The organism is Agromyces lapidis, assembly GCF_009749405.1.
Classification (GTDB): Bacteria; Actinomycetota; Actinomycetes; order Actinomycetales; family Microbacteriaceae; genus Agromyces; species Agromyces lapidis.
Genome location: NZ_WBIQ01000009.1, coordinates 1 through 18,637 on the forward strand (window position 1 = coordinate 1; position 18,637 = coordinate 18,637).

22 protein-coding genes are annotated in these 18,637 nt (G+C 70.3%); 10 read left to right on the top strand and 12 right to left on the bottom strand.

Translation table 11 applies throughout. From position 1 onward, the window contains the following. Positions 1–696 (top strand): IS256 family transposase (locus GQQ93_RS14475; RefSeq protein ID WP_157424952.1); only part of this gene is annotated, 696 nt, incomplete at its 5' end. A 24-nt stretch (positions 697–720) separates the two neighbouring features. Here GQQ93_RS14475 and GQQ93_RS18265 read toward each other — a convergent pair. Beyond that, complete coding sequence (locus GQQ93_RS18265; RefSeq protein ID WP_157424953.1) at positions 721–1,176, bottom strand: SLATT domain-containing protein; 456 nt, start codon at positions 1,174–1,176, stop codon at positions 721–723. Between the two features lie 286 nt (positions 1,177–1,462). On the opposite strand from GQQ93_RS18265, the gene GQQ93_RS14485 reads away from it, so the two are divergent. Then, positions 1,463–1,924 (top strand): amino acid-binding protein, encoded by a 462-nt coding sequence (locus GQQ93_RS14485; protein ID WP_157424954.1) that lies wholly within the window; start codon positions 1,463–1,465, stop codon positions 1,922–1,924. On the opposite strand, the gene GQQ93_RS14490 is transcribed toward GQQ93_RS14485, so the two are convergent. Together GQQ93_RS14490 and GQQ93_RS14495 are read right to left on the bottom strand one after the other, a co-directional pair. Beyond that, on the bottom strand, positions 1,898–2,563 hold the full coding sequence (locus tag GQQ93_RS14490) for a hypothetical protein (protein ID WP_157424955.1): 666 nt from the start codon (positions 2,561–2,563) through the stop codon (positions 1,898–1,900). The genes GQQ93_RS14485 and GQQ93_RS14490 overlap by 27 nt on opposite strands. A 129-nt stretch (positions 2,564–2,692) precedes the next feature. Further along, positions 2,693–3,520 carry an MBL fold metallo-hydrolase gene (locus GQQ93_RS14495; protein WP_157424956.1) on the bottom strand — a complete coding sequence of 276 codons (828 nt, stop codon included), beginning with the start codon at positions 3,518–3,520 and terminating at the stop codon, positions 2,693–2,695. 197 nt (positions 3,521–3,717) lie between these two features. Between GQQ93_RS14495 and GQQ93_RS14500 the strand changes: the two genes are divergently transcribed. Beyond that, the gene (locus GQQ93_RS14500) at positions 3,718–3,969 is read left to right on the top strand and encodes a hypothetical protein (protein ID WP_157424957.1); all 252 of its coding nucleotides are present in this window, start codon (positions 3,718–3,720) and stop codon (positions 3,967–3,969) included. A 6-nt stretch (positions 3,970–3,975) separates the two neighbouring features. Here the strand turns inward: GQQ93_RS14500 and GQQ93_RS14505 are convergent, their stop codons facing one another. After that, positions 3,976–4,419, bottom strand: a complete 444-nt coding sequence (locus GQQ93_RS14505) for a MarR family winged helix-turn-helix transcriptional regulator (protein ID WP_157424958.1) — start codon at positions 4,417–4,419, stop codon at positions 3,976–3,978. Positions 4,420–4,503: 84 nt separating this feature from the next. Here GQQ93_RS14505 and GQQ93_RS14510 point away from each other — a divergent pair, with 84 nt between their 5' ends. Next, positions 4,504–5,361, top strand: a complete 858-nt coding sequence (locus tag GQQ93_RS14510; RefSeq protein WP_157424959.1) for a haloalkane dehalogenase — start codon at positions 4,504–4,506, stop codon at positions 5,359–5,361. 199 nt (positions 5,362–5,560) lie between these two features. Next, positions 5,561–6,151, top strand: coding sequence for a hypothetical protein (locus GQQ93_RS14515; RefSeq protein ID WP_157424960.1), 591 nt, complete (start codon positions 5,561–5,563; stop codon positions 6,149–6,151). Positions 6,152–6,306: 155 nt separating this feature from the next. Here the strand turns inward: GQQ93_RS14515 and GQQ93_RS14520 are convergent, their stop codons facing one another. Then, positions 6,307–7,338 (bottom strand): AraC family transcriptional regulator, encoded by a 1,032-nt coding sequence (locus GQQ93_RS14520; RefSeq protein WP_157424961.1) that lies wholly within the window; start codon positions 7,336–7,338, stop codon positions 6,307–6,309. Positions 7,339–7,473: 135 nt separating this feature from the next. Between GQQ93_RS14520 and GQQ93_RS14525 the strand changes: the two genes are divergently transcribed. After that, complete coding sequence (locus tag GQQ93_RS14525; protein WP_157424962.1) at positions 7,474–8,310, top strand: NmrA family NAD(P)-binding protein; 837 nt, start codon at positions 7,474–7,476, stop codon at positions 8,308–8,310. An 80-nt stretch (positions 8,311–8,390) separates the two neighbouring features. On the opposite strand, the gene GQQ93_RS14530 is transcribed toward GQQ93_RS14525, so the two are convergent. From GQQ93_RS14530 to GQQ93_RS14540, 3 genes are all read right to left on the bottom strand, one after another. Continuing rightward, positions 8,391–8,978: a GNAT family N-acetyltransferase gene (locus tag GQQ93_RS14530; RefSeq protein ID WP_157424963.1), complete on the bottom strand. Its 588-nt coding sequence runs from the start codon at positions 8,976–8,978 to the stop codon at positions 8,391–8,393. Next, a complete protein-coding gene (locus tag GQQ93_RS14535) occupies positions 8,975–9,553 on the bottom strand; it encodes a TetR/AcrR family transcriptional regulator (RefSeq protein ID WP_246192343.1) in 579 nt (192 codons plus the stop codon). Before GQQ93_RS14535 ends, GQQ93_RS14530 begins: the two co-directional genes overlap by 4 nt. 136 nt (positions 9,554–9,689) lie before the next feature. Continuing rightward, positions 9,690–10,361, bottom strand: a complete 672-nt coding sequence (locus GQQ93_RS14540; RefSeq protein WP_157424965.1) for a DUF4097 family beta strand repeat-containing protein — start codon at positions 10,359–10,361, stop codon at positions 9,690–9,692. Positions 10,362–10,596: 235 nt separating this feature from the next. Here GQQ93_RS14540 and GQQ93_RS14545 point away from each other — a divergent pair, with 235 nt between their 5' ends. Next, a complete protein-coding gene (locus GQQ93_RS14545; protein ID WP_157424966.1) occupies positions 10,597–11,382 on the top strand; it encodes a GbsR/MarR family transcriptional regulator in 786 nt (261 codons plus the stop codon). Here GQQ93_RS14545 and GQQ93_RS14550 read toward each other — a convergent pair. Further along, positions 11,379–12,071: a response regulator transcription factor gene (locus GQQ93_RS14550; protein WP_246192344.1), complete on the bottom strand. Its 693-nt coding sequence runs from the start codon at positions 12,069–12,071 to the stop codon at positions 11,379–11,381. The genes GQQ93_RS14545 and GQQ93_RS14550 overlap by 4 nt on opposite strands. Beyond that, positions 12,064–14,208 carry a sensor histidine kinase gene (locus GQQ93_RS17965; RefSeq protein ID WP_157424967.1) on the bottom strand — a complete coding sequence of 715 codons (2,145 nt, stop codon included), beginning with the start codon at positions 14,206–14,208 and terminating at the stop codon, positions 12,064–12,066. Before GQQ93_RS17965 ends, GQQ93_RS14550 begins: the two co-directional genes overlap by 8 nt. 195 nt (positions 14,209–14,403) lie before the next feature. Here GQQ93_RS17965 and GQQ93_RS14560 point away from each other — a divergent pair, with 195 nt between their 5' ends. Continuing rightward, entirely contained in the window at positions 14,404–14,931 is a 528-nt protein-coding gene (locus GQQ93_RS14560) for a hypothetical protein (RefSeq protein WP_157424968.1), read from the top strand. Next, positions 14,915–16,432 (top strand): multicopper oxidase family protein, encoded by a 1,518-nt coding sequence (locus GQQ93_RS14565; RefSeq protein ID WP_157424969.1) that lies wholly within the window; start codon positions 14,915–14,917, stop codon positions 16,430–16,432. The genes GQQ93_RS14560 and GQQ93_RS14565 overlap by 17 nt, the downstream gene beginning before the upstream one ends. An 18-nt stretch (positions 16,433–16,450) precedes the next feature. Here GQQ93_RS14565 and GQQ93_RS14570 read toward each other — a convergent pair whose 3' ends face one another. Beyond that, positions 16,451–16,816 carry a DUF5655 domain-containing protein gene (locus GQQ93_RS14570; protein WP_246192345.1) on the bottom strand — a complete coding sequence of 122 codons (366 nt, stop codon included), beginning with the start codon at positions 16,814–16,816 and terminating at the stop codon, positions 16,451–16,453. A gap of 215 nt (positions 16,817–17,031) precedes the next feature. On the opposite strand from GQQ93_RS14570, the gene GQQ93_RS14575 reads away from it, so the two are divergent. Continuing rightward, positions 17,032–17,427, top strand: coding sequence for an amino acid-binding protein (locus GQQ93_RS14575; protein WP_157424970.1), 396 nt, complete (start codon positions 17,032–17,034; stop codon positions 17,425–17,427). 29 nt (positions 17,428–17,456) lie between these two features. Here GQQ93_RS14575 and GQQ93_RS14580 read toward each other — a convergent pair whose 3' ends face one another. After that, positions 17,457–18,599: a PucR family transcriptional regulator gene (locus GQQ93_RS14580; RefSeq protein WP_157424971.1), complete on the bottom strand. Its 1,143-nt coding sequence runs from the start codon at positions 18,597–18,599 to the stop codon at positions 17,457–17,459. Positions 18,600–18,637: the final 38 nt, after the last annotated feature.

The following is an 18,637-nucleotide window of genomic DNA, read 5'->3' on the forward strand; positions in this document are numbered from 1 at the left end:
GTGTTGATCGCGACCGGCGTCAACGCCGACGGCCGACGTGAGGTGCTCGGGCTGCGCGTGGCGACCAGTGAGACCGGCCCGGCGTGGAACACGTTCTTCGCCGACCTCGTCGCCCGCGGCCTGTCCGGTGTCCGGCTCGTGACCAGTGATGCGCATGCCGGGCTGGTCGAGGCGATCGCGGCGAACCTGCCCGGCGCAACCTGGCAGCGCTGCAGAACGCACTACGCAGCGAACCTGATGAGCGCGACGCCGAAGAGCATGTGGCCGGCCGTGAAAGCGATGCTGCACTCGGTCTACGACCAACCCAACGCCCAAGCGGTGCACGCCCAGTTCGACCGGCTCCTGGACTACGTCGACGGCAAACTGCCTGACGCGTTCGAGCACCTCGACGCAGCACGGGCCGACATCCTCGCGTTCACCGGGTTCCCCGAAGGGCTCTGGGCGCAGATATGGTCCAACAACCCGAACGAGCGCCTCAACCGTGAGATCCGCCGCCGCACCGACAGCGTCGGGATCTTCCCCAACCGCGACGCGATCATCCGCCTCGTCGGCGCCGTCCTGGCCGAGCAGACCGATGAATGGGCCGAAGGCCGCCGCTACCTCGGGCTCGACATCCTCGCCAGAAGCCGCCTCACCCTCGTCCCCGACACCCGAAACGAGGTAAGCACCGACACCGTCCTCGAACTCAGCGCCTAACCCATCAGAACGAAGGACACCGCGCTACACCACCACCAGGGACTTGACCGGAAGGGAGCTTCGCAACAGAAATCGTCGGCGCAGTCCGTTCAGCTCAGCGAGGACAGTCGAACGCTGTACCCAAAGTTCACGGTGGTGGGAATGATCGTTCCATGCGAGCAAGACCGCGATGACCGCGGAAGTGAGCGTCGTTGCGACGGCCAAGACGCCGCTCGTCACGTCATCGGATAGAACTGCACTTACTGCGCCGAGCACCGCGACGCCTCCGGTCAACACCGCTACCGCAATCGTGACACGCGAGGCTCGACGCTTGGCAGTCCTTCGTGCCTTCTTGTATTGGGCCTCGTATCCCGCCAGATAGTGTTCGACTAGCTCAGTCGGGGTGGAACCCCCCGGAGGCAGCGGGACGGAATCGATCCCACTCGGTTCCGATGCTCTGACCATCGCGTCATTCCCTTCTTGATCCGTGCGCCCAGACATACCTGTCACGCTGGCCACTTACGGGCGGAGAGTCCCCGGCAATCTTGGCACCCAAGTTGTCCCGGGCGATCCGCTTTTCGTCCAACATCGGGTGCTTCGACCATCACCGCCGGAGGTACCGCCACCAGATCGTTACGTCGAACGTCAGCCTGGTCCCGACAGCTCGCTTCCGCTCGTCAGCATACGTAAGAGGAAATGGCCCATGCTCTGGGCTCCTCAATGCGCCGTCGATGCACCCCGTCCACCGGCGTAGACCTGAGGCATCCCCGAGAAGTGAGGTGCCGTCATGGCCAAGGATCTCTTGATCACCCTCGAAGACCAGCCCGGCGAGGGGGCTCGACTCGGCGAGGCGCTCGGCAACGCGGGCGTCAACATCGAGGGTCTCTGCGCGATCATGGAGGGCGGTCGGGGCGCCGCCCACGTGCTCGTCGACGACGTCGCGGGCGCCAGGGCGGCGCTCGAGGGCGTCGGCATCACCGTCGATGCCGAGACCGACGTCATCGTCAGCCCGGCGCTGCCCGAGCCCGACCTCGACACACCGGGCGTGTTCGGCGGAATGGCTCGAGCCCTCGCCGAAGCCGGCATCAACATCTCGCTCGTCTACGTCGCCTCCCTAAACCGGATCGTGCTCGCGACGAGCGACAACCAGCGGGCCACGCAACTGCTGCCGTCGATGATGCAGTCCCCGCTACTGAGAGCGATACCGATCGCCCTCGCAGACTCAGTCAGCCCGGCTGGGCACGCTTGACGCGTCCCGCAATGCTTCGACATAACGGGCGATGATCTCCGGCCGCTCTTCGCCGAAGTATCGGGTCGGCATTGTCAGCGGCCGGAACGAGACGCGGATGGGCCGACTTTCAGATGTGATCAGGAGGTCGACCGACTGCGCCGTGCCGAGTGGATACTCGATCGTGCCGAGCTCGACGCCTTCGATAGCCGAACGAGGGATGGCCACGGCAGTCGAAAAGGCCCAACCCGAGAGGACGCGAATGCCGCTCGTGTCGGCGACGAGCAGACCATAGCCCTGGTTCGGCACATACGGTGCACGATGCCCAACAGCCTCGCCGGCCGCATCGAGTTGGTCCCGCAAACGAGCCGGCACGACGAACGGCATCACTGCTGCAGCCGGTGCGACTCGCTCAGCCGCACGAACTCGCGCCGCATGCTGCAACTCGAACCACATCAAGACCGCCGCCACGACGAACGTGAGGAAGCCCACCAGGCCGAGCGGCCAACCGCCTTCCCCCAGCGCGACAACGGCACCCGCCGCGATGACGCCGATGACGGCGGCGCCCACCCAGCCCGTCCACCACCATCCGCCACGCAGATACCTCGCGTGCGCGTCGATCTCCCTGACGGCGGCGTCACGCTTCGGGTCGGGTGTCACGCGATCACACTAATGCGGAGCCGATGTACTGAGGAATCTCCGCCGATTGGTGCGCTGGTCCCGCAGGCCGATTCAACGATTCCGCCGAAGGATTTCTGCACGGCGAGCACCCAAGCATTCGGCTCATCGTCAGACCTCGACGGCGACCCCGTCCACCAGCCACACCGCCCGGTCGTGCACTGACGCCGCCGACGCATCGAGTGCGTCGCGCAACCCCTGCTCGCCGTCGACGAAGTGCGACCAGCCGTCGTAGTGCGCGAACGTCGCGACGCGGGGAGCCGCGAGGCCGACGAGCTCCACGGCGTCGCGACCTCTCATCGTGTAGCGCAGCGGCCCGGTGACACCGAAGCGCACACCGCCCACGTTGGCGAGCATGACGTCGATCGAGAGCTCATCGGCGACGCGACGCAGCGGGCCGAAGAGCACCGTGTCGCCCGTGATCCAGATCGCGACCCGGTCTTCGCCCTGCCTGCGCACGGCGAACCCGATGACGTCGCCGACGATGGGGTGTGTCAGCGGCGGCCCGTGCCGGCACGGCGTCGCCGTGATCACGAGCGTTGGCAGCCCGGGGCGGGTGCCCGACAGCGTGACCGACTCCCCCGCCTCGAGCCCGTGCAGCCGATCGGCGGGCACCGCGCGCCCGGAGGCCGAGCCGCCGGGCCCGCCCGCCCCGAGTCGGCCGGCACCGCTCGCCGTGGTGACGACGGCGCCGACCGAGGGTAGCATCGCGCGGCCTGCGTCGTCGAGGTTGTCGGCATGATGGTCGTGGCTGACGAGGGCGACGTCGATCGGCCCGAGCTCGTCGACGCCGATCGCCGGGCCGGCCATCTTCGTCGAACCGGTGCCCCAGCCGAACGAGTAGTGCCGGCCGGCCGGGTCGAACGTGGGATCGACGAGCAGGCGCCAGCCGTCGAGCTCGACCAGCACGGTCGGGCCGCCGATGCGCGTCAGCTTCATGCAGCCAATTCCTTCATGCCACCGAATCCCCTCGGGTCCCTCATGCCGCGAAGTCCCTCATTGCGCGGACTCTACCGCCGGCTCCGCGCCCGCCGCCACGATCGACCCGGTCGAACCGGCGTGGGCGAGCGCCCACTCGAGCGCGTGGTCGGCGACCCCTCCCCACCGGGCCCCGCGCAGATCCGCCGTGGTGCCGCGTGGTCGTGGTGCCGTGGCCGGTGTGGGCGCAGTTCGCGCTCGCGCAGCTGACCGAGTGGACCATGAAGGTGCCGCTCGTCGCGAAAGCCCAGGTGCGCATGCTCGCCGAGGGCGTGACCGATGCCGCGCCGCCCGCGGCATCCGTGCCCGACGATCTGCGACCGCGGCGCAAGTTCACGGCCGAGCAGATTCGCGAGAGCCTGCCCGAGGCTGGCGGGTTCGGGTGGAAGGATCTGCGGGTCAGTCGCTGAGCGCCGTCAGCGCGGCTCGTGAACCCTCGCCAGAATCTCCAGGCTCTCCAAGAGTCGCTCGCGTTGTGCATCGCTCAACGGTGACAACAGTGCCGCCTGGGTCTCATCGATCGCGGCATCCAACTGATCGAGCGTACGTCTTCCGGCCCGCGTGATGGCGATCACCATGCGGCGTCGATCGTCGCTGCTCGGCCGTCGAGTGAGATCTCCGGCCGCCTCGAGATCACGAACGGTCTGGGTGACGTCACTCGGATCGAGGCCGGCATGGCGGCCGATCGCTGCCTGATGGAGTTCACCGAAGTGGTCGAGCGCCGCGAGCACGCGGAAGTCGTAGCCGCGTCTGCCACGTTCGGCGAACGCTGCCGCGAGCAACTGGTGCGAACGTTGCGTGACCATCGAGAGCCGCCATGTGGCGCGATGCGCGAAGCGAGGAGCGAGTTCGTCGGCCATGGCCTCACCGTAGCAGTTCGTTGACGCGGCCAACGTTTTTGAATATCGTTGGCGGCGCCAACGATATACGCCCAAGGAGATGCAATGCCATCGATCCCAGTACTCGACTCCACCATGCACTTCGAAGAGAGCGGCGAGGGCACGACGTTCGTGTTCCTCCACGGCAACCCCGGTTCCTCTCACCAATGGCGGAACGTCATCGATCGCGTCGGCGACGGGCATCTGCTCGCACCCGACCTCATCGGCATGGGGCGATCCGGCAAGCCAGACCTCGACTACCGATTCGCCGACCACGCGCGCTACCTCGACGAGTGGTTCGACGCCGTCGGCATCGAACGAGCGGTGCTCGTCGGCCACGATTGGGGCGGCGCGCTCGGGTTCGACTGGGCCACGCGGCATCCCGAGCGGGTACTCGGCGTCGCGTTCTTCGAGAGCATCGTGAAACCCATGGACTGGAGCGATCTCTCGCCGCAGGCGCGAGCCCGCTCCGAGTCGGTGCGCACACCGGGCGTCGGCGAGGAGCGCGTGCTGAGCACCGACGCCTTCATCCGTCAGGCCTTCACCGGTGGCGTGCTGGCGCCGGTCGAGGGTGCCGAGCTCGACGCATACCTGGCACCCTTCCCCACCCCCGAAAGCCGCATTCCCGTGCTCGCGTGGGCACGGCAAATGCCACTCGGCGGCGAACCGGCCGAACTCGTCGAGCGCATCGAGGCCTACGACCGGTGGCTCGCAACGAGCACCTCGGTGCCGAAGCTGCTGCTGACCTTCTCAGGCTCGCCGACCCTGCTCATCGACACTGCGATGACCGAGTGGTGCGCGGCCGCGATCGCCTCGCTCGAGATCGCCGACGGGGGGCGCGCCGGCCACCACGCACAGGAGGACCAGCCGGATGCGATCGCGGCCGCGATCGGGCAGTGGGCCGATCGGCACCGGCTGCGCTGACGCGACACTCCCTTCCCGATCGACGACGCCGAGCAGCTCATGCCGTCGAAAGCGGTGCGGCGCGACATCCGTTCTCGGACGCCGGAAGGACCTGCGCATCAGCGGCTGAGGGCGCTCGATGCCGAGAACGAGGTCATGGTCAGTCCCGCAGCGCCCGCCCACCCGCCGACCGCACAGCCTCGCCTCGTAGGCTGAGAGCGTGCCCCGTCTTCACGCAGAACCCGATCGCTCCAAGTGGGTGCCCGTCACCGACTCTCTCGGTTTCCGCGGTCGCCGCGCCCGCAAGCAGGCGATCGGCATGCTGCTGTCGCAGGCCAAGGGTCCGGATGCCACGGGGTCGAAGCGCGGCGGCGGTTTCAGTGCTTGGGCGATGAGTCAGGCCGTGCCGTTCCTGATGCGCAAGGCAGCGGGGCGTGTGCTCGTGTGGGTCTGGAAGGCCGAGCCCGATCTGCTCGTCGTGATGGCCCAGGTGCAGGCGGCGACACCCGAGATCCGCATCGCGCGAGCCTCGATGCCGATCGAGTACGACGACACCGAGGAGTTCCGTGGCACCTACCTCGGCGTGGGCGAGAAGCTCGTCATGCCGCTGCCGTCGGGTGGCCGCCCGCCGTTCGCCACGTACACCTGGGATCTCGGCACGCACCTCGTGACCGTCACGGCCGTGTGCAGCGACCGCGAACGATTCGGCACCGTCGTCGGTGCGGTCGACGAGCTCGCACGAGGCATCCGCATCGTCGACGACCTCACCGTCGGCGAATCGGCGCCCGTGCTGCGCATCGACCCCGCCTGAATCGCGTCGATGTCAGGTGCTCCGCCGCGGATCGCAGCGGAGCAGTATCGCGACGCGACCTCGCTCACAGCCGAACCCGCGGGGCGATGCAGTGCACGAGCACGGCGACGAAGCCGCCGACATCCGGACCGGCGAACTCGATGCGCCCCGGGGACTCAGCCGGCGTGACCCGCCCGCACCGCGGTCGGACGCTGAGTCGCTGCGGCCGAGTGCCGCACCGAACCCGGCGTCGTGCCGTGGTACCGCTTGAAGGCCCGACTGAACGCGGCCTCCGACGAGTAGCCGACCCGGCTCGAGATCACGGCGATCGGATCGATCGTGTGCACGAGTTCGGCGTGCGCCTGCTCGAGTCGCCACCCGGCGAGGTAGCGCATCGGCGGCTCGCCGACGAGCGTCGTGAACCGCTCGGCGAATGCCGACCGCGACATGTTCGACTGCCTGGCCAGCTCGACGAGCGACCAGTCCTCGTCGGGTCGAGCATGCATGCGCGCGAGCGCGTGACCGATCTGTCGGTCGCGCAGCCCGGCGAGCCACCCGGTCGCGTCGTGGTCGGCGTTGCGCAGCCACCATCGCAGCACCTGAATGACGAGCACGTCGGCGAGCCTGGTCATCACCGCCTCGCCGCCGGGCTCGATGACCTCGGCTTCACGCGCCAACAGCCGCAGCACCGCCTGGAAGGCGCCCGCCTCGCCGTCATCCCACGCGTCGACGCGAATGAGGTCGGGAAGCTCGGCGATCAAGCGCGCGGCGAGCGGGGCATCCACCCGAAGCGCCGCATAGGCGACCTGCGCCCGCTCGCCGCCACCGCCGAAACGCATGTGCTCGTACGTTTCGCTCAGCTGCTCGACGGGGATCTCGAAGAGCGGCGTCGACGCGGCATCGGCTTCGCTCAGCATTCGGTGCGGAAGTCCGCGTGTGATGAGCGCTGCGCTGCCGGCCTCGAGCAGGTGCCGCTCGTCGCCGATCTCGAGCACGCACCTGCCGGCCAAGACGACGGGCAACGTCATGTAGCCGTCGAGGCGTGGGAACTCGACGCCCCACGGGGCGGAGAGCTCGGCGCGGCAGTAGAGCGCGCCGGTGAACCGGAGCAGGTGCAGACCGTCGCCGAGTGGTTCGCCGGCGCCGGCGGCGCCGGCGTTCACGGCTGCTGCGGGTGCGCCTTCCCTCGTGCTGCGCGGATTGACCATGCGTCCACGCTGGCATGCCGAGGTCCCAGAAGTCCGAGTCCCTGGACGATCGGCATAGAAATGCGTACCCACAGCCATTGTTCGTCTCATTGGATGCCGCGAGGGTGGACGCACACCGACCGAAAGGACACCACCATGACCTCCACCACGACCTCCACCACGACCTCCACCACCGCCGTGATCGGCGCCACCGGAAAGACCGGGCGTCGCATCGCCGACCTGCTCGACGAGCGCGGCCAGACCACGCGCCGCCTCGCTCGCGGCACGAGCCCGGCCTTCGACTGGGAGCAGCCGGAGGGGTGGGCCCGCGCGCTCGAAGGCGTCGAGGGTCTGTATGCGGCCTACGTTCCCGACCTCGCCGTGCCCGGAGCCGACGACGACATCGCGCGTCTCATCGAGGTGGCACGCGGCGCCGGCGTTCGCCGCGTCGTACTGCTCTCGGGCCGTGGCGAAGACGGCGCCCGCGCCTGCGAAGAGCTCGTGCTGAACGCCCCGGGCATCGCGGGCACGGTCGTGCGCGCCAGCTGGTTCACGCAGAACTTCACCGAGGGGATGCTGCGTGGCGCGGTGGCGACCGGAGTGCTCGCGATGCCCGCCGGCGACGTGCGCGAGCCGTTCATCGACGTCGACGACATCGCCGCAGTCGCCGTCGAGGCACTCACCGGCGACGGCTACGCGGGTCGCGTGCTCGAGGTGACCGGGCCCGAGTCGCTGACGTTCGCCGAGGTCGCGAGCCTGCTCTCCACGGCCACCGGGCGAGAGATCGTCTACGTGCCCGTCACGTTCGACGAGTTCTTCGCCGCCGTCGCCGAAGAAGACGGCCCCGAGGTGGCGACGATGCTCACCGAGCTTTGCCGCGAGGTGCTCGACGGCCGCAACGAGGCCGCGACCGCCACGGTGGGCGAAGTGCTCGGGCGGCCGGCGCGCGAGGTGCGCACGGTGCTCGCCGAGGCATCCTTCGCCGGCGCGTGAGGCGATGCGGCGTTCGTTGACGACCTCCGAGGCCGCGCCATTCCTGCTCGAACAGGAGACCTCTCCGAACGAGTACCTCGTCAGGCCCGGCGCAGGCCCATCGACACGTAGTCCGTGAAACCCGCGCGCTTGGCGAACCTCACCGCACGACGGCGGGTCTCGATGAAGCCGAGCTTGCGGTAGAGCCCGAGTGCGGGGGCGTTCGTGTCTTTGATGTCGCGCAGCACGAACTCGTCGTACGGCAGCTCCAGCAGCTTGCGCATGAGTGCGGTGGCCACGCCCTTGCCCTGGTGCTCGGGCGCGGTCGTGACGAACCCGATCTCGGCGAGCCCGGCACGTGCACCGTCGTAGGCCCCGACGAACTGACTCCGGACGATCCGATAGCTGATCGCGCCACGTATCCGCCCGAGCGCTCGCTGGAACGGGCGCTTCTCGGGGGCGAAGCATTCCTGCGCGCCTTCGGTGACCGACGCGATCGCGGCCGGCTCACCGTCGACGAGCGCGACGTGGAACCGCTCCAAGATGACCATGTGCTCGAAGGCGTCGGCGAGCACACGCGGATCCTTGGAGAAGAACTCGAAGTCGTCGGCGAAGCCGTTCACGAGCACCTCGGTGATCTTTCGCCGGTACTCCTCGCCGAGTTCGTCGCCCCGCGTGATCTCGATCATCTCTCTGCTCCTCCTCTGAGTGTGCGCAGCACCAGGTCGATGTCGGGCTCGGGCAGCGCGTCGCCCAACGCGAAACTCATCATCGTGAGCCCGGTGAGCAAGGCGAAGTAGTTCGCCGTGACGCGAGCAGGATCGCCCGCCGCGAACTGCCCCGAGCGCTGTCCGCGGCGGACGAGGGCCGCGACCGCGTCCCAGAGCTCGCGCTGCGCCACGGCGAGCCGGCCGGCGGTTCCGACCGGGGTGTCGGTCGCGAAGCCGTGGTGCACCACCATGAAGAACTCGGCCGCCCCCTCGCCGTTCGCGAGATCGGCGAGGAACACCTCGGTGAACCCACGGATCTGCTCGAGCGGGTCGCCGTCGCCCGACAGGTGGGTCGCAGTCGCCCGGAGCCCGTCGGATGCCTGACCGAGGAGCGACTCGAACAGCTCCTCTTTGCTTGCATAGTGCCGGTAGATCGATCCGGCGCTGAACCCGGCCTCGGCGGCGATCTGGCGCATGTTCGAGTCTGCGAAGCCTCGTCGGGCGAAGACCCGAACGGCGGCGGTCTCGATCGCCTCGCGGGTCGTGGCCCTCATGGCCTCGTTCTGCTCCGCCGTCCGCGCCATCCGATGCACCCTTTCAATGAACTTTCGTTCATTATATGCGAAGCCGCCGACACCCGGTGAGGGCATCGGCGGCTTCGTCGCGAGCGGCGAGCGGCGGGCGACGGGCTCAGAGGCTGCGTGCCTCGATGTCGCCGTACGCGGTGGTCGCCGTGATGGCGAGCTCGGCGTCGGCGCCCTTGGTGTTGGTGAGCGAGTTCTGCACGCGGCCGTAGGTGGTGCCCGCATCGAGGGTCGCGGATGCCCCGCGCACGGCACCGACCGACAGGTTGCCGGCCTGCGCGCTCAGCACGACCGAGCCGCGCACGGCCTCGGCGATGCGGATGTCGCCCTTCTGGGTGCTGATCTCGGCCGGGCCGTTGAGGCGGCCGACCACGACGTCGCCGGCGAGTGCGGAGAGGCGCACGCTGTCGGCCTCGTCGATCTTGATCGCGCCGTTCGCGCCGTCGAACACGACCTCGCCGAGGCGACCGACTCCGCGGAACTCGGCGGCGGCCGCCTTCGCCTCGACGCGGGAGCCGGCGGGCAGCTGCACCGTGACCTCGACCGAGCCCGAGGGGCCGAGCAGCTGGTTGCCCGAGGGGGTCGCGATGCGCAGCACGCCGTCGCGGTAGTCGACGGTGGTCTCTTCGGCGACCTTGACGTCGCGGCTCTTCGAGGCGTTCGCGGGGCGGATCTCGACCGCGGTGTCGGCCCGGTCGGCGGCGATGACCTGCACGCGGCCTGCCGAGATGTCGAGCACTGCGGCGATGGGGGCGGGGGTGTCGAACTTCTGGACCATGATGATTCCTCTGCTGTCGGTGTTGCTTCCGTCGGTGTTTCTGATGTTGGTAACGCTACGTTGCGTTCACACATTGCACAACAACCGAATTGCAATTGTCGTAGGAAATCCCAGTTCATACGACATAAATCGTTGCAACGGTGCAGAATCTAATGCAACTCCCGTCGTCCTCATCGTTGCAATGGATAGGGAACGAACGTCATACTGGGGCATCCAGCCGACGAAGGAGGCCGACATGCCGGGAGGCAGGCTCACCCAGCACGAACGCCAGCAGATCTCGCTGGGCCTCGCCGACGACCTCGCGTACGCCGAGATCGCCCGGCGCCTCGATCGCCCCACCTCGACGATCACCCGCGAGGTGATGCGCAACGGCGGGCCGGCGGCCTACCGCGCCGACCTCGCCCAGCGGGCGACCGAGCGACGCACGCACCAGCGCAAGCCTGCGGCACCGCGCGGCCAGCAGGCGCCCCCGCAGGCCCACGGCCGCGACGCCGAGGCCGTGCACGAGTACGAGGAGGCGTTCATCACGATCCTCATGCAGTCGGGGCTCCCCCGCATGGCTGCCTCGGTGCTGACCTGCCTCTACACCTCCGACGCCGGCAGCCTGACCGCGGCCGAGCTCGTGCAGCGGCTCCAGGTGAGCCCTGCGTCGGTCTCGAAGGCGGTCGCGCTGCTCGAGAACGTCGGCCTCGTGCGCCGGGTCGTCGAGTCCGGCCGCCGCGAGCGCTACTCGGCCGACAACGACGCCTGGTACCAGTCGATGCTCGCCGCGGCGCGATCGAACGCCGAGCTGGCCGAGACCGCCCGCCGCGGTGTCAACGTGTTCGGACGCGAGACCCCGGCCGGCAACCGGCTGCAGAACATGGCCCGCTTCGTCGACTTCGTCGGCGAGAGCATCGCCCGCGCGGCCGAGCAGGCCAGGGACATCCTCTCGACGATGCCGGCGCCCGCGCCCGAACCCGAACCGACGTCGCGCGCCGATGCAGACCGGTCCGCCCCACCCGCCCGAGCCGAAGCCTAAGGACTCTCCGCCCCGTCCCCGTCCTGCAGGAACGCAAGCACCGCCGCGACCCGGCGATGCACGCCGGTCTCGGGCAGCCGCAGCTTCGTGAAGATCGCGTTGACGTGCTTCTCGACCGTCGACGTCGACAGGAAGAGCGCCTGCTCGATGCCCGCGTTCGTCTTGCCCACCGCCATCTCGCGCAGCACGTCGAGCTCGCGCGGCGACAGCGTCGCGAGCGGGCTCGACGCCCCGGCCGCGCTGCGGCGGCGCACCAGGGTGTCGACGATCAGCGGGTCGATCACCGAACCGCCCACGCACACCTCGCGCAGCGCGTGCACGAGGTCTTCGAGATCGCCGATGCGATCCTTCAGCACGTACCCGAGGCCTGCAGAGCCGTCGGCGAACAGGGCGAGCGCGTAGCTTTCGTCGGCGTGCTGCGACAGCACCACCACCCCGGTCTCGGGGTGCGCGGCGCGAATCGCGCGCGCCGCCTCGATGCCCTCCATGTGATGGCCGGGCGGCATGCGGATGTCGGTGAGCACCGCGTGCGGCGCAAGCCGCCGCACGGCGTCGAGCAGCTCGGTCGCGTTGCCGGTCGAGGCGACCACGTCGATCTCGCCCGAGTCCTCGAGCAGGCGCCGCAGCCCCTCGCGCACGAGGTAGTTGTCCTCGGCGATCACGACGCGCAGCACTCCCGACTCATCCAACGGCGGCGACCTCCGCTCCCGTCGCGGGGGCCACGCCGTCGACCGGCAGCTCGACGAGCAGGGTCGTTCCCGTCGGCTCGCCGGGCGAGACCCGCATCGTGCCGCGCAGCGCCGCGACCCGGTCGCGGATGTTCGCGAGCCCGCCGCTGGCCACCGACGCCGGCACCACCTCGCCCATGCCGCATCCGTCGTCGCTGATCGCGATGCGCAGGTGCCCGTCGTCGCGCGCCAGCCCGACCGAGGCGTGCGACGCGTTCGCATGCTTGGCCGTGTTCGCGAGCGCCTCGCGCACCACGTAGTAGGCGGTCGTCTCGACCTCGTCGGAGAAGCGCTCGGCGCGCACGCCCTCATCGGCCTCGACCGTCAACGGGATCGGGTACCGCGCGACCCCCGACTCGACCGCCGCGACGAGCCCGTTGTCGCTCAGCACCGGCGGGTGGATGCCCCGCGCGAGCTCGCGCAGGTCGGTGAGGGTCTCGCGGGCCTGATCCTGCAGTTCGGCCAGCTCGTCGGGCGTCAGCTCGCCGCGCTGCAGCCGGTTGCGGGCGAGCCGCAGCGCGGCGATCTGCGCCACCACGTCCTGCTGGATGCCGTCGTGCAGGTCGCGCTCGAGGCGTCGGCGCTCGTCGTCCTGCGCGGCGACGAGGCGCTCGCGCGACGCGGTCAGCTCGTCGAGCTGCTCGGCGAGCTGCTCGGTCAGGCGCACATTGGCCACGGATGCCGCGGCCTGGCCCGCGACCGTGCGCAGCAGCGCGCGTTCGGCGTCGCTGTACTCGCCGCGTCGCCGCGGGCCGAGCTCGATGCGGCCGAGCCGCTCGTCGCCGCGCATCAGGTCGCACGACTCGGCCGGCTCGGCGGCGAAGGCGCCCGAACCGCCGGAGCCGCCCGAGCCGCCCGGGCCGCCGGCGGTGACAGATCCGCCCGAGGCATCCACGTCGCCCGCGACGCCGACGGGCGCCGCGGCGAGCGCGCCGTCGGCCGTGGCGAGCCGGATCCGCACCCACGACGCGCCGAGCCCCTCGCGCACGGCCTCGGCCAGCCGGGTGAGCAGGTCGCGGGGCTCGACCGCCTGCTCGAGTCGAGCGCCGAGCTCGCTGAGCATCGTGAGCTGGCGGTCGCGGTCGCCGAAGACGGCGCGGAGGATCCACCGTTGCATCCAGGTGCGCAGCGGCAGCAGGCAGACGGCGAGGATGGTCGTGATGAGCACCGCCGGCACCACGCGCAGCTGCCCCGACAGCAGGATGGCGGGCGTCGCGACGGCGGCGGCGTAGACGACCGTGATGAGCAGGTTCGACGAGCGGGCGACGAGGCGACCCCGGTCGCCCGGCGCGATCTCGAACGCGCCCGAGCGCAGGATCCCGTGGATCGCGGCGATCGGCACCGCGATGAGCGAGGCGTAGACGAACAGGGCGATGATCCCGACGTCGGGCAGGAACGTCCACAGCGCGAACGCCACGACGGCGCCGGCGACGGTCAGCGCCATCACCCGCGTGCGTGCGCGCACCTCGGGCTCGCCGAAGAGGGCGCGGGAGGCGAGCACCGCCAGCCCGAGGGCGACGGCGGGCCAGGCCTGGTAGACGAGCAGGTGCACCGCGGGGGCGGCCCACTCGAGCCAGGGCACCACGTACGGGTTCGGGATTCCTTCGCCGCTGAAGCCGGCGTACGGCGACATCACCACGTGCGGCGTCGTGAGCAGCGTGAGCGGGCCGACGAGCATCGGCACCCAGAGGGTCGCGACGGCGACGCGCTGCCAGCGCCGCTCGACGACCCCGTCGGGGAACGTCGCGAAGACGATCAGGAACGCCGAGGTCGCCGTCGCGTCCGCCGTCAGCCCGAGCACGTTGAACAGCGGGAACCACGGCTCGACGACGATCTGCATGTTGCGCTGGATGAAGGTCTCGTACGCCGAGCCGACGAGCATCGCGGTCGCGGCGAGCGCGACGAGCACCGCGATGCGCGACGACGACACGGTGAGCAGCCACATGCCGAACACGAACAGCGGCAGCACGCCGAGCAACGGCCAGGCGAGGGCGTGATCGGCGTCGGCCTCGAGAAACCCGAGAACGACGACGACGTACCCCAGCGCGGCGACCCCGATCGGGCCGAGCGTCGCGAGGCACACCCACCTGCGTTGCACGGTTCCATGCTCCTCCTGTCGGGTCGATCGCGGGAGGGGGTCTTCCCCGGCATCCCTTGGCAGGCAGCCCCCATGCGCGGTGCGGCGCGCCGCCATGCGGCATCCGGCTGCCACCGTTCCGGCGCGCTCCGCGACCCGACAGCGTGAAGGGCGAGCGGATGCCACGCACCGGCGCCGCACGAAGGAGAAGGCATCATGCGCAAGCTCTACACCGGCCTCGCCTGGACCGTCGCGGGCGCCGTCGTCGTGCAGGCCGCCGCCATCGCGTTCGCGTTCGGCGGCATGCTGAACCTCGTCTCGGAGGGCGGGGTCGTCGACAAGGCGCTGCTCGAGAGCTTCCAGGCTGCGGGCGTCGGCGAACTCGGGTTCATGATCCACGGCCTCGTCGGAGGCATCCTCATCCCCCTCATCGCGCTCACCCTGCTCGTCGTCTCGTTCTTCGTGCGGGTGCGCGGCGCGAAGCTGTGGGCGGCGACGGTCTTCGGGCTCGTCGCCCTGCAGGTGGTGCTCGGGTTCTCGATCACCGACGTGCCGTACCTCGGGCTGATCCACGGGGCGAACGCCCTGGCCGTGGTGGCCGCGGCCTCGGTCGCCGCGCTGCGCGTTCGGCGCGGGCGCACGACCGACGCGGGCGAGGCGAGCGGCGCCCGCGCCACAGCCGAGTCGGCCGACGCGCCACCGGCATCCCCCGAGGGGGCGAGCCCCGATGCCGTCACGGCGTGAGCTCATCAGGCGGGTCGCCGTCGGCGTCGCGGTGGCGACCGCGCTCGGCGCCGGCGTGCTCGCGTGGAGCTCGACGCTGCTCGGCGAGTACTCGGTGATGTCGATGGGCGACGGCGCGGGCGGCGAGCACGACGGGCACTCGAACCACGTGCAGCGCGGCGGCGCGGTCGGCGGGGCGGCCGAGGCATCCGGAGCCTTCGCGGCCGGCGAGGTCGGCGTGACCTCGCTCACCGCCGACCCCGACCGCGCCGCCGACGTGCAGGTCGAGCTCGTCGCCCGGCAGCAGACCATCGACGTGCCGGGCGGACGCTCGGTCGAGGGGTACACCGTGAACGGCTCGTCGCCGGGGCCCGAACTGCGGGCGCGGCAGGGCGACCTCGTCGAGGTCGCGTTCGTGAACGAGTCGGTGGCGGCGGGGGCGACCCTGCACTGGCACGGCGTCGACGTGCCGAACGCGGCCGACGGCGTCGCCGGCATCACCCAGGACGCCGTACCGGTCGGCGGCCGCCATGTGTACCGCTTCATCGCCGAGGACGCCGGCACGTACTGGTACCACTCGCACCAGGTGTCGCACGAGCAGGTGCTGCGCGGACTGCTCGGCGCGCTCGTCATCGACCCCGCGACGCCGCCCGAGGCCGCGGCCGAACTCGACGTGACCGCACTGCTGCACGTCTACGGCGGCCAGCACACGCTGAACGGCCGCGTCGCCGACGAGCGCGTCGACGCGCCGCCCGGATCGACCGTGCGCGTACGCGTCATCAACACCGACCAGGGCACGGCGGCCGTGTGGTCCGAGGCGCAGTTCCGCGTCGTCGCGACCGACGGGCACGAGGTCACCGGGCCGACCGAGGTGGCCGGGCAGCGGCTGCTCATCCCCGCCGGCGGGCGAGCGGATGTCACGGTGCGGGCGCCGCAACATGGTGCGACCGGTGTGCACGTCGGCGGTGCGCGCCGCGTCGTGATCGGCGACCCCGAGGCATCCGCGCCGTCGGCGGTGCAGCCCTCGACGACCCTCGACCTGCTCGCCTACGGCACGCCGGCGCCGCTCGGGTTCGACCCGTCGTCACCCGACCGCGCCTACGACTACGCGATCGCCCGCCGGTTCGGCATCATCGACGGCCGCCCGGGCAACTTCTGGACGATCAACGGCCGCATGTTCCCCGACGTGCCCATGTTCCACGTGACCGAGGGCGACGTCGTCAGGATGCGCGTCGTCAACGAGTCGGGCGAGGTGCACCCGATGCACCTGCACGGACATCACATCGTGGTGCTCTCACGCGACGACGAGCCCGCCTCGGGCAGCCCGTGGTGGGTCGACTCACTCGACGTGCACCCCGGAGAGTCGTACGAGATCGCCTTCGTCGCCGACAACCCGGGCATCTGGAGCGACCACTGCCACACCCTCCCGCACGCGGTCGACGGCCTCATCGCCCACCTCATGTACGACGGCGTCACGACGCCGTTCACCATCAACGGGCGCGCGGGCAATCATCCCGAGTGATGCAGCCCGAAGCCGGCCTCAGCGAGCGTGCTCCCACGCCTGCTTCGCCCAGCCGATCAGTTCACGGTCGACGTCCTCGACCAGCCGGAGCTCGACGTGATGCATCCACGTCGACGCCGCAGGGTGCGCGACCTCCTTGAACCGCTCCGAATCCACGCGGTGCGGCAACGCGATCGACACCACCACCGGCACGTCCGACGCGAGGTACTGCTTCGGCGCCCAGGCGTAGGCGAAGCCCCGTCTGGCGCGAAAGGCGACCTGGCTCTTCGAGACCCGCACCTCGACCCCTTCGAGGCGCACGAGCGGTCGGGCGAACGCGCGGTAGATGGCCCGCGCCGTTTCGTCATCGGCGAAGAAGTCCTCGCCCTCGACCGGCTCGCTCATGTCGACCACGATATGCCGCCGCACGTGGTCGACGTCGTGCTGCCGTGGTGTTCACCCGCGGCCGAACCGTTCGAGCCGGCGAGCCGCTGAGCCGTTGGGCCGTTGAGCCGCTGAGCCGTTGGGCCGTTGAGCCGTTGAGCCGTTGAGCCGTTGGGCCGTTGACGCGTCGCGGACGCAGGCGTAGACCTGAAGCACCCGAGAAGTGAGGTGCCGTCATGGCGAAGGATCTCTTGATCACCCTCGAAGACCAGCCCGGCGAGGGGGCTCGACTCGGCGAGGCGCTCGGCAACGCGGGCGTCAACATCGAAGGGCTCTGCGCGATCATGGAGGGCGGTCGGGGCGCCGTCCACGTGCTCGTCGACGACGTCGCGGGAGCCAGGGCTGCGCTCGAGGGCGTCGGCATCACGGTCGATGCCGAGACCGACGTCATCGTCAGCCCGGCGCTGCCCGAGCCCGACCTCGACACACCGGGCGTATTCGGCGGCATGGCTCGAGCCCTCGCCGAAGCCGGCATCAACATCTCGCTCGTCTACGTGGCATCCCGAAACCGGATCGTGCTCGCGACGAGCGACAACCAGCGCGCCACGCAACTGCTGCAGTCGATGATGTAGCGACACGTCATCCCGTGGGGTGCTACCGCTCACCCCCGCAACCACCGCTGCCGCAACCACGCGCCGATCACGAACCGCGCGTCGTCGGCGTCGATGTCGATGCCGATCGACGCGGCGGCCCGCTTGAGGCGGTAGTGCACGGTGGCCCGGTGCACGCCGAGCTGCTCGGCGACCTCGGTGATGCGTTCGCCGTGGGCGACGTACGCCTCGAAGAGTTCGATGGTCTCGGGCGGCGCCGCGGCGAGGCGGCGCAGCGGATCGGGCAGCAGGTGCGGCGGCGGCTCCTGCGCGAGCAGGGTCGCGACGGAGGCGGCGATGGGGTCGGCAGTCCACGACGCCGATCTCCTCCCCCGCGATCGCGCCACCCGCACCGCCACAAGCGCCTGCTCGTACGACTCCCAGGCGTCCGCGAGCCCGTCGACCGGCGCACCGATGCCGACGACCGCGTCGAGCGGCTCGTGCACGTCCGCGGCATCCGCCTCGCGTACGATCGCCGCGACCATGCTGTCGATCGCCTCGGGCGTCGGCTCGTTGCGGAACCCGATGAGGATGAACGTGTCGGGCGTGCTCGGCACGAAGCTGTAGGCGTCGATCATCGGCGTCGTGATCGCGCGCAGCAGCACGCGCGAGATCACCTCGCGCGGCGGAGGTCCGCCCCACGGCGCCCACTCGGCGCCGAGCGAGAGGCAGAGCGCCACGAACCGGCGCGAGCGCGTGTACATGCCGAGGTCGACGAGCTCGCTCGCCGCATTGCTGCGGCTCGGCGCATCGGGGGTGAGCAGCCCGAGCATCTCCGACTCGACCTCAGCGTTCACGGCCTCGATCGACTGCGAGACGTTGACGAGCAGCGAACGCAGCGTCTCGACGGTCTCGGCGATGACGGATGCCTCGCTCGGCGTGAGCGGGCGCACGAGCGTGACCCAGAGAAAGCCGAGCACACCGTACCGCGACCGCAGCGTGATCGCGAGGCGCGCGTGCAGGCGGCGGGCGCGCAGCTCGGCCGCCAGTGCTTCGGTCGGGCACCGGGCGGTCAGGGTCTGCAGCCGGGCCGGGTCGAGGTCGTCGTAGTGCGCGCTGCTGGCGAGCAGCACGAACTCGGCGTCTTCGAGCACCACCGAGCGGTTCAGCGCCATCGCGAGCCGATCGACGGTCTCCTGCACGGTGTCGAACATCGGGCCTCCGCTACCTGGCCGGCGGGACGCCTCCGATC

What these genes read in the sequence shown, in the direction of transcription:
- GQQ93_RS18265 (WP_157424953.1), bottom strand. Translation starts at nt 1,176, where the DNA reads ATGTCTGGGCGCACGGATCAAGAAGGGAATGACGCGATGGTCAGAGCA.
- GQQ93_RS14485 (WP_157424954.1), top strand. Translation starts at nt 1,463, where the DNA reads ATGGCCAAGGATCTCTTGATCACCCTCGAAGACCAGCCCGGCGAGGGG.
- GQQ93_RS14495 (WP_157424956.1), bottom strand. Translation starts at nt 3,520, where the DNA reads ATGAAGCTGACGCGCATCGGCGGCCCGACCGTGCTGGTCGAGCTCGAC.
- GQQ93_RS14505 (WP_157424958.1), bottom strand. Translation starts at nt 4,419, where the DNA reads ATGGCCGACGAACTCGCTCCTCGCTTCGCGCATCGCGCCACATGGCGG.
- GQQ93_RS14510 (WP_157424959.1), top strand. Translation starts at nt 4,504, where the DNA reads ATGCCATCGATCCCAGTACTCGACTCCACCATGCACTTCGAAGAGAGC.
- GQQ93_RS14520 (WP_157424961.1), bottom strand. Translation starts at nt 7,338, where the DNA reads ATGGTCAATCCGCGCAGCACGAGGGAAGGCGCACCCGCAGCAGCCGTG.
- GQQ93_RS14525 (WP_157424962.1), top strand. Translation starts at nt 7,474, where the DNA reads ATGACCTCCACCACGACCTCCACCACGACCTCCACCACCGCCGTGATC.
- GQQ93_RS14530 (WP_157424963.1), bottom strand. Translation starts at nt 8,978, where the DNA reads ATGATCGAGATCACGCGGGGCGACGAACTCGGCGAGGAGTACCGGCGA.
- GQQ93_RS14535 (WP_246192343.1), bottom strand. Translation starts at nt 9,553, where the DNA reads ATGAGGGCCACGACCCGCGAGGCGATCGAGACCGCCGCCGTTCGGGTC.
- GQQ93_RS14540 (WP_157424965.1), bottom strand. Translation starts at nt 10,361, where the DNA reads ATGGTCCAGAAGTTCGACACCCCCGCCCCCATCGCCGCAGTGCTCGAC.
- GQQ93_RS14545 (WP_157424966.1), top strand. Translation starts at nt 10,597, where the DNA reads ATGCCGGGAGGCAGGCTCACCCAGCACGAACGCCAGCAGATCTCGCTG.
- GQQ93_RS14560 (WP_157424968.1), top strand. Translation starts at nt 14,404, where the DNA reads ATGCGCAAGCTCTACACCGGCCTCGCCTGGACCGTCGCGGGCGCCGTC.
- GQQ93_RS14565 (WP_157424969.1), top strand. Translation starts at nt 14,915, where the DNA reads ATGCCGTCACGGCGTGAGCTCATCAGGCGGGTCGCCGTCGGCGTCGCG.
- GQQ93_RS14570 (WP_246192345.1), bottom strand. Translation starts at nt 16,816, where the DNA reads ATGAGCGAGCCGGTCGAGGGCGAGGACTTCTTCGCCGATGACGAAACG.
- GQQ93_RS14575 (WP_157424970.1), top strand. Translation starts at nt 17,032, where the DNA reads ATGGCGAAGGATCTCTTGATCACCCTCGAAGACCAGCCCGGCGAGGGG.
- GQQ93_RS14580 (WP_157424971.1), bottom strand. Translation starts at nt 18,599, where the DNA reads ATGTTCGACACCGTGCAGGAGACCGTCGATCGGCTCGCGATGGCGCTG.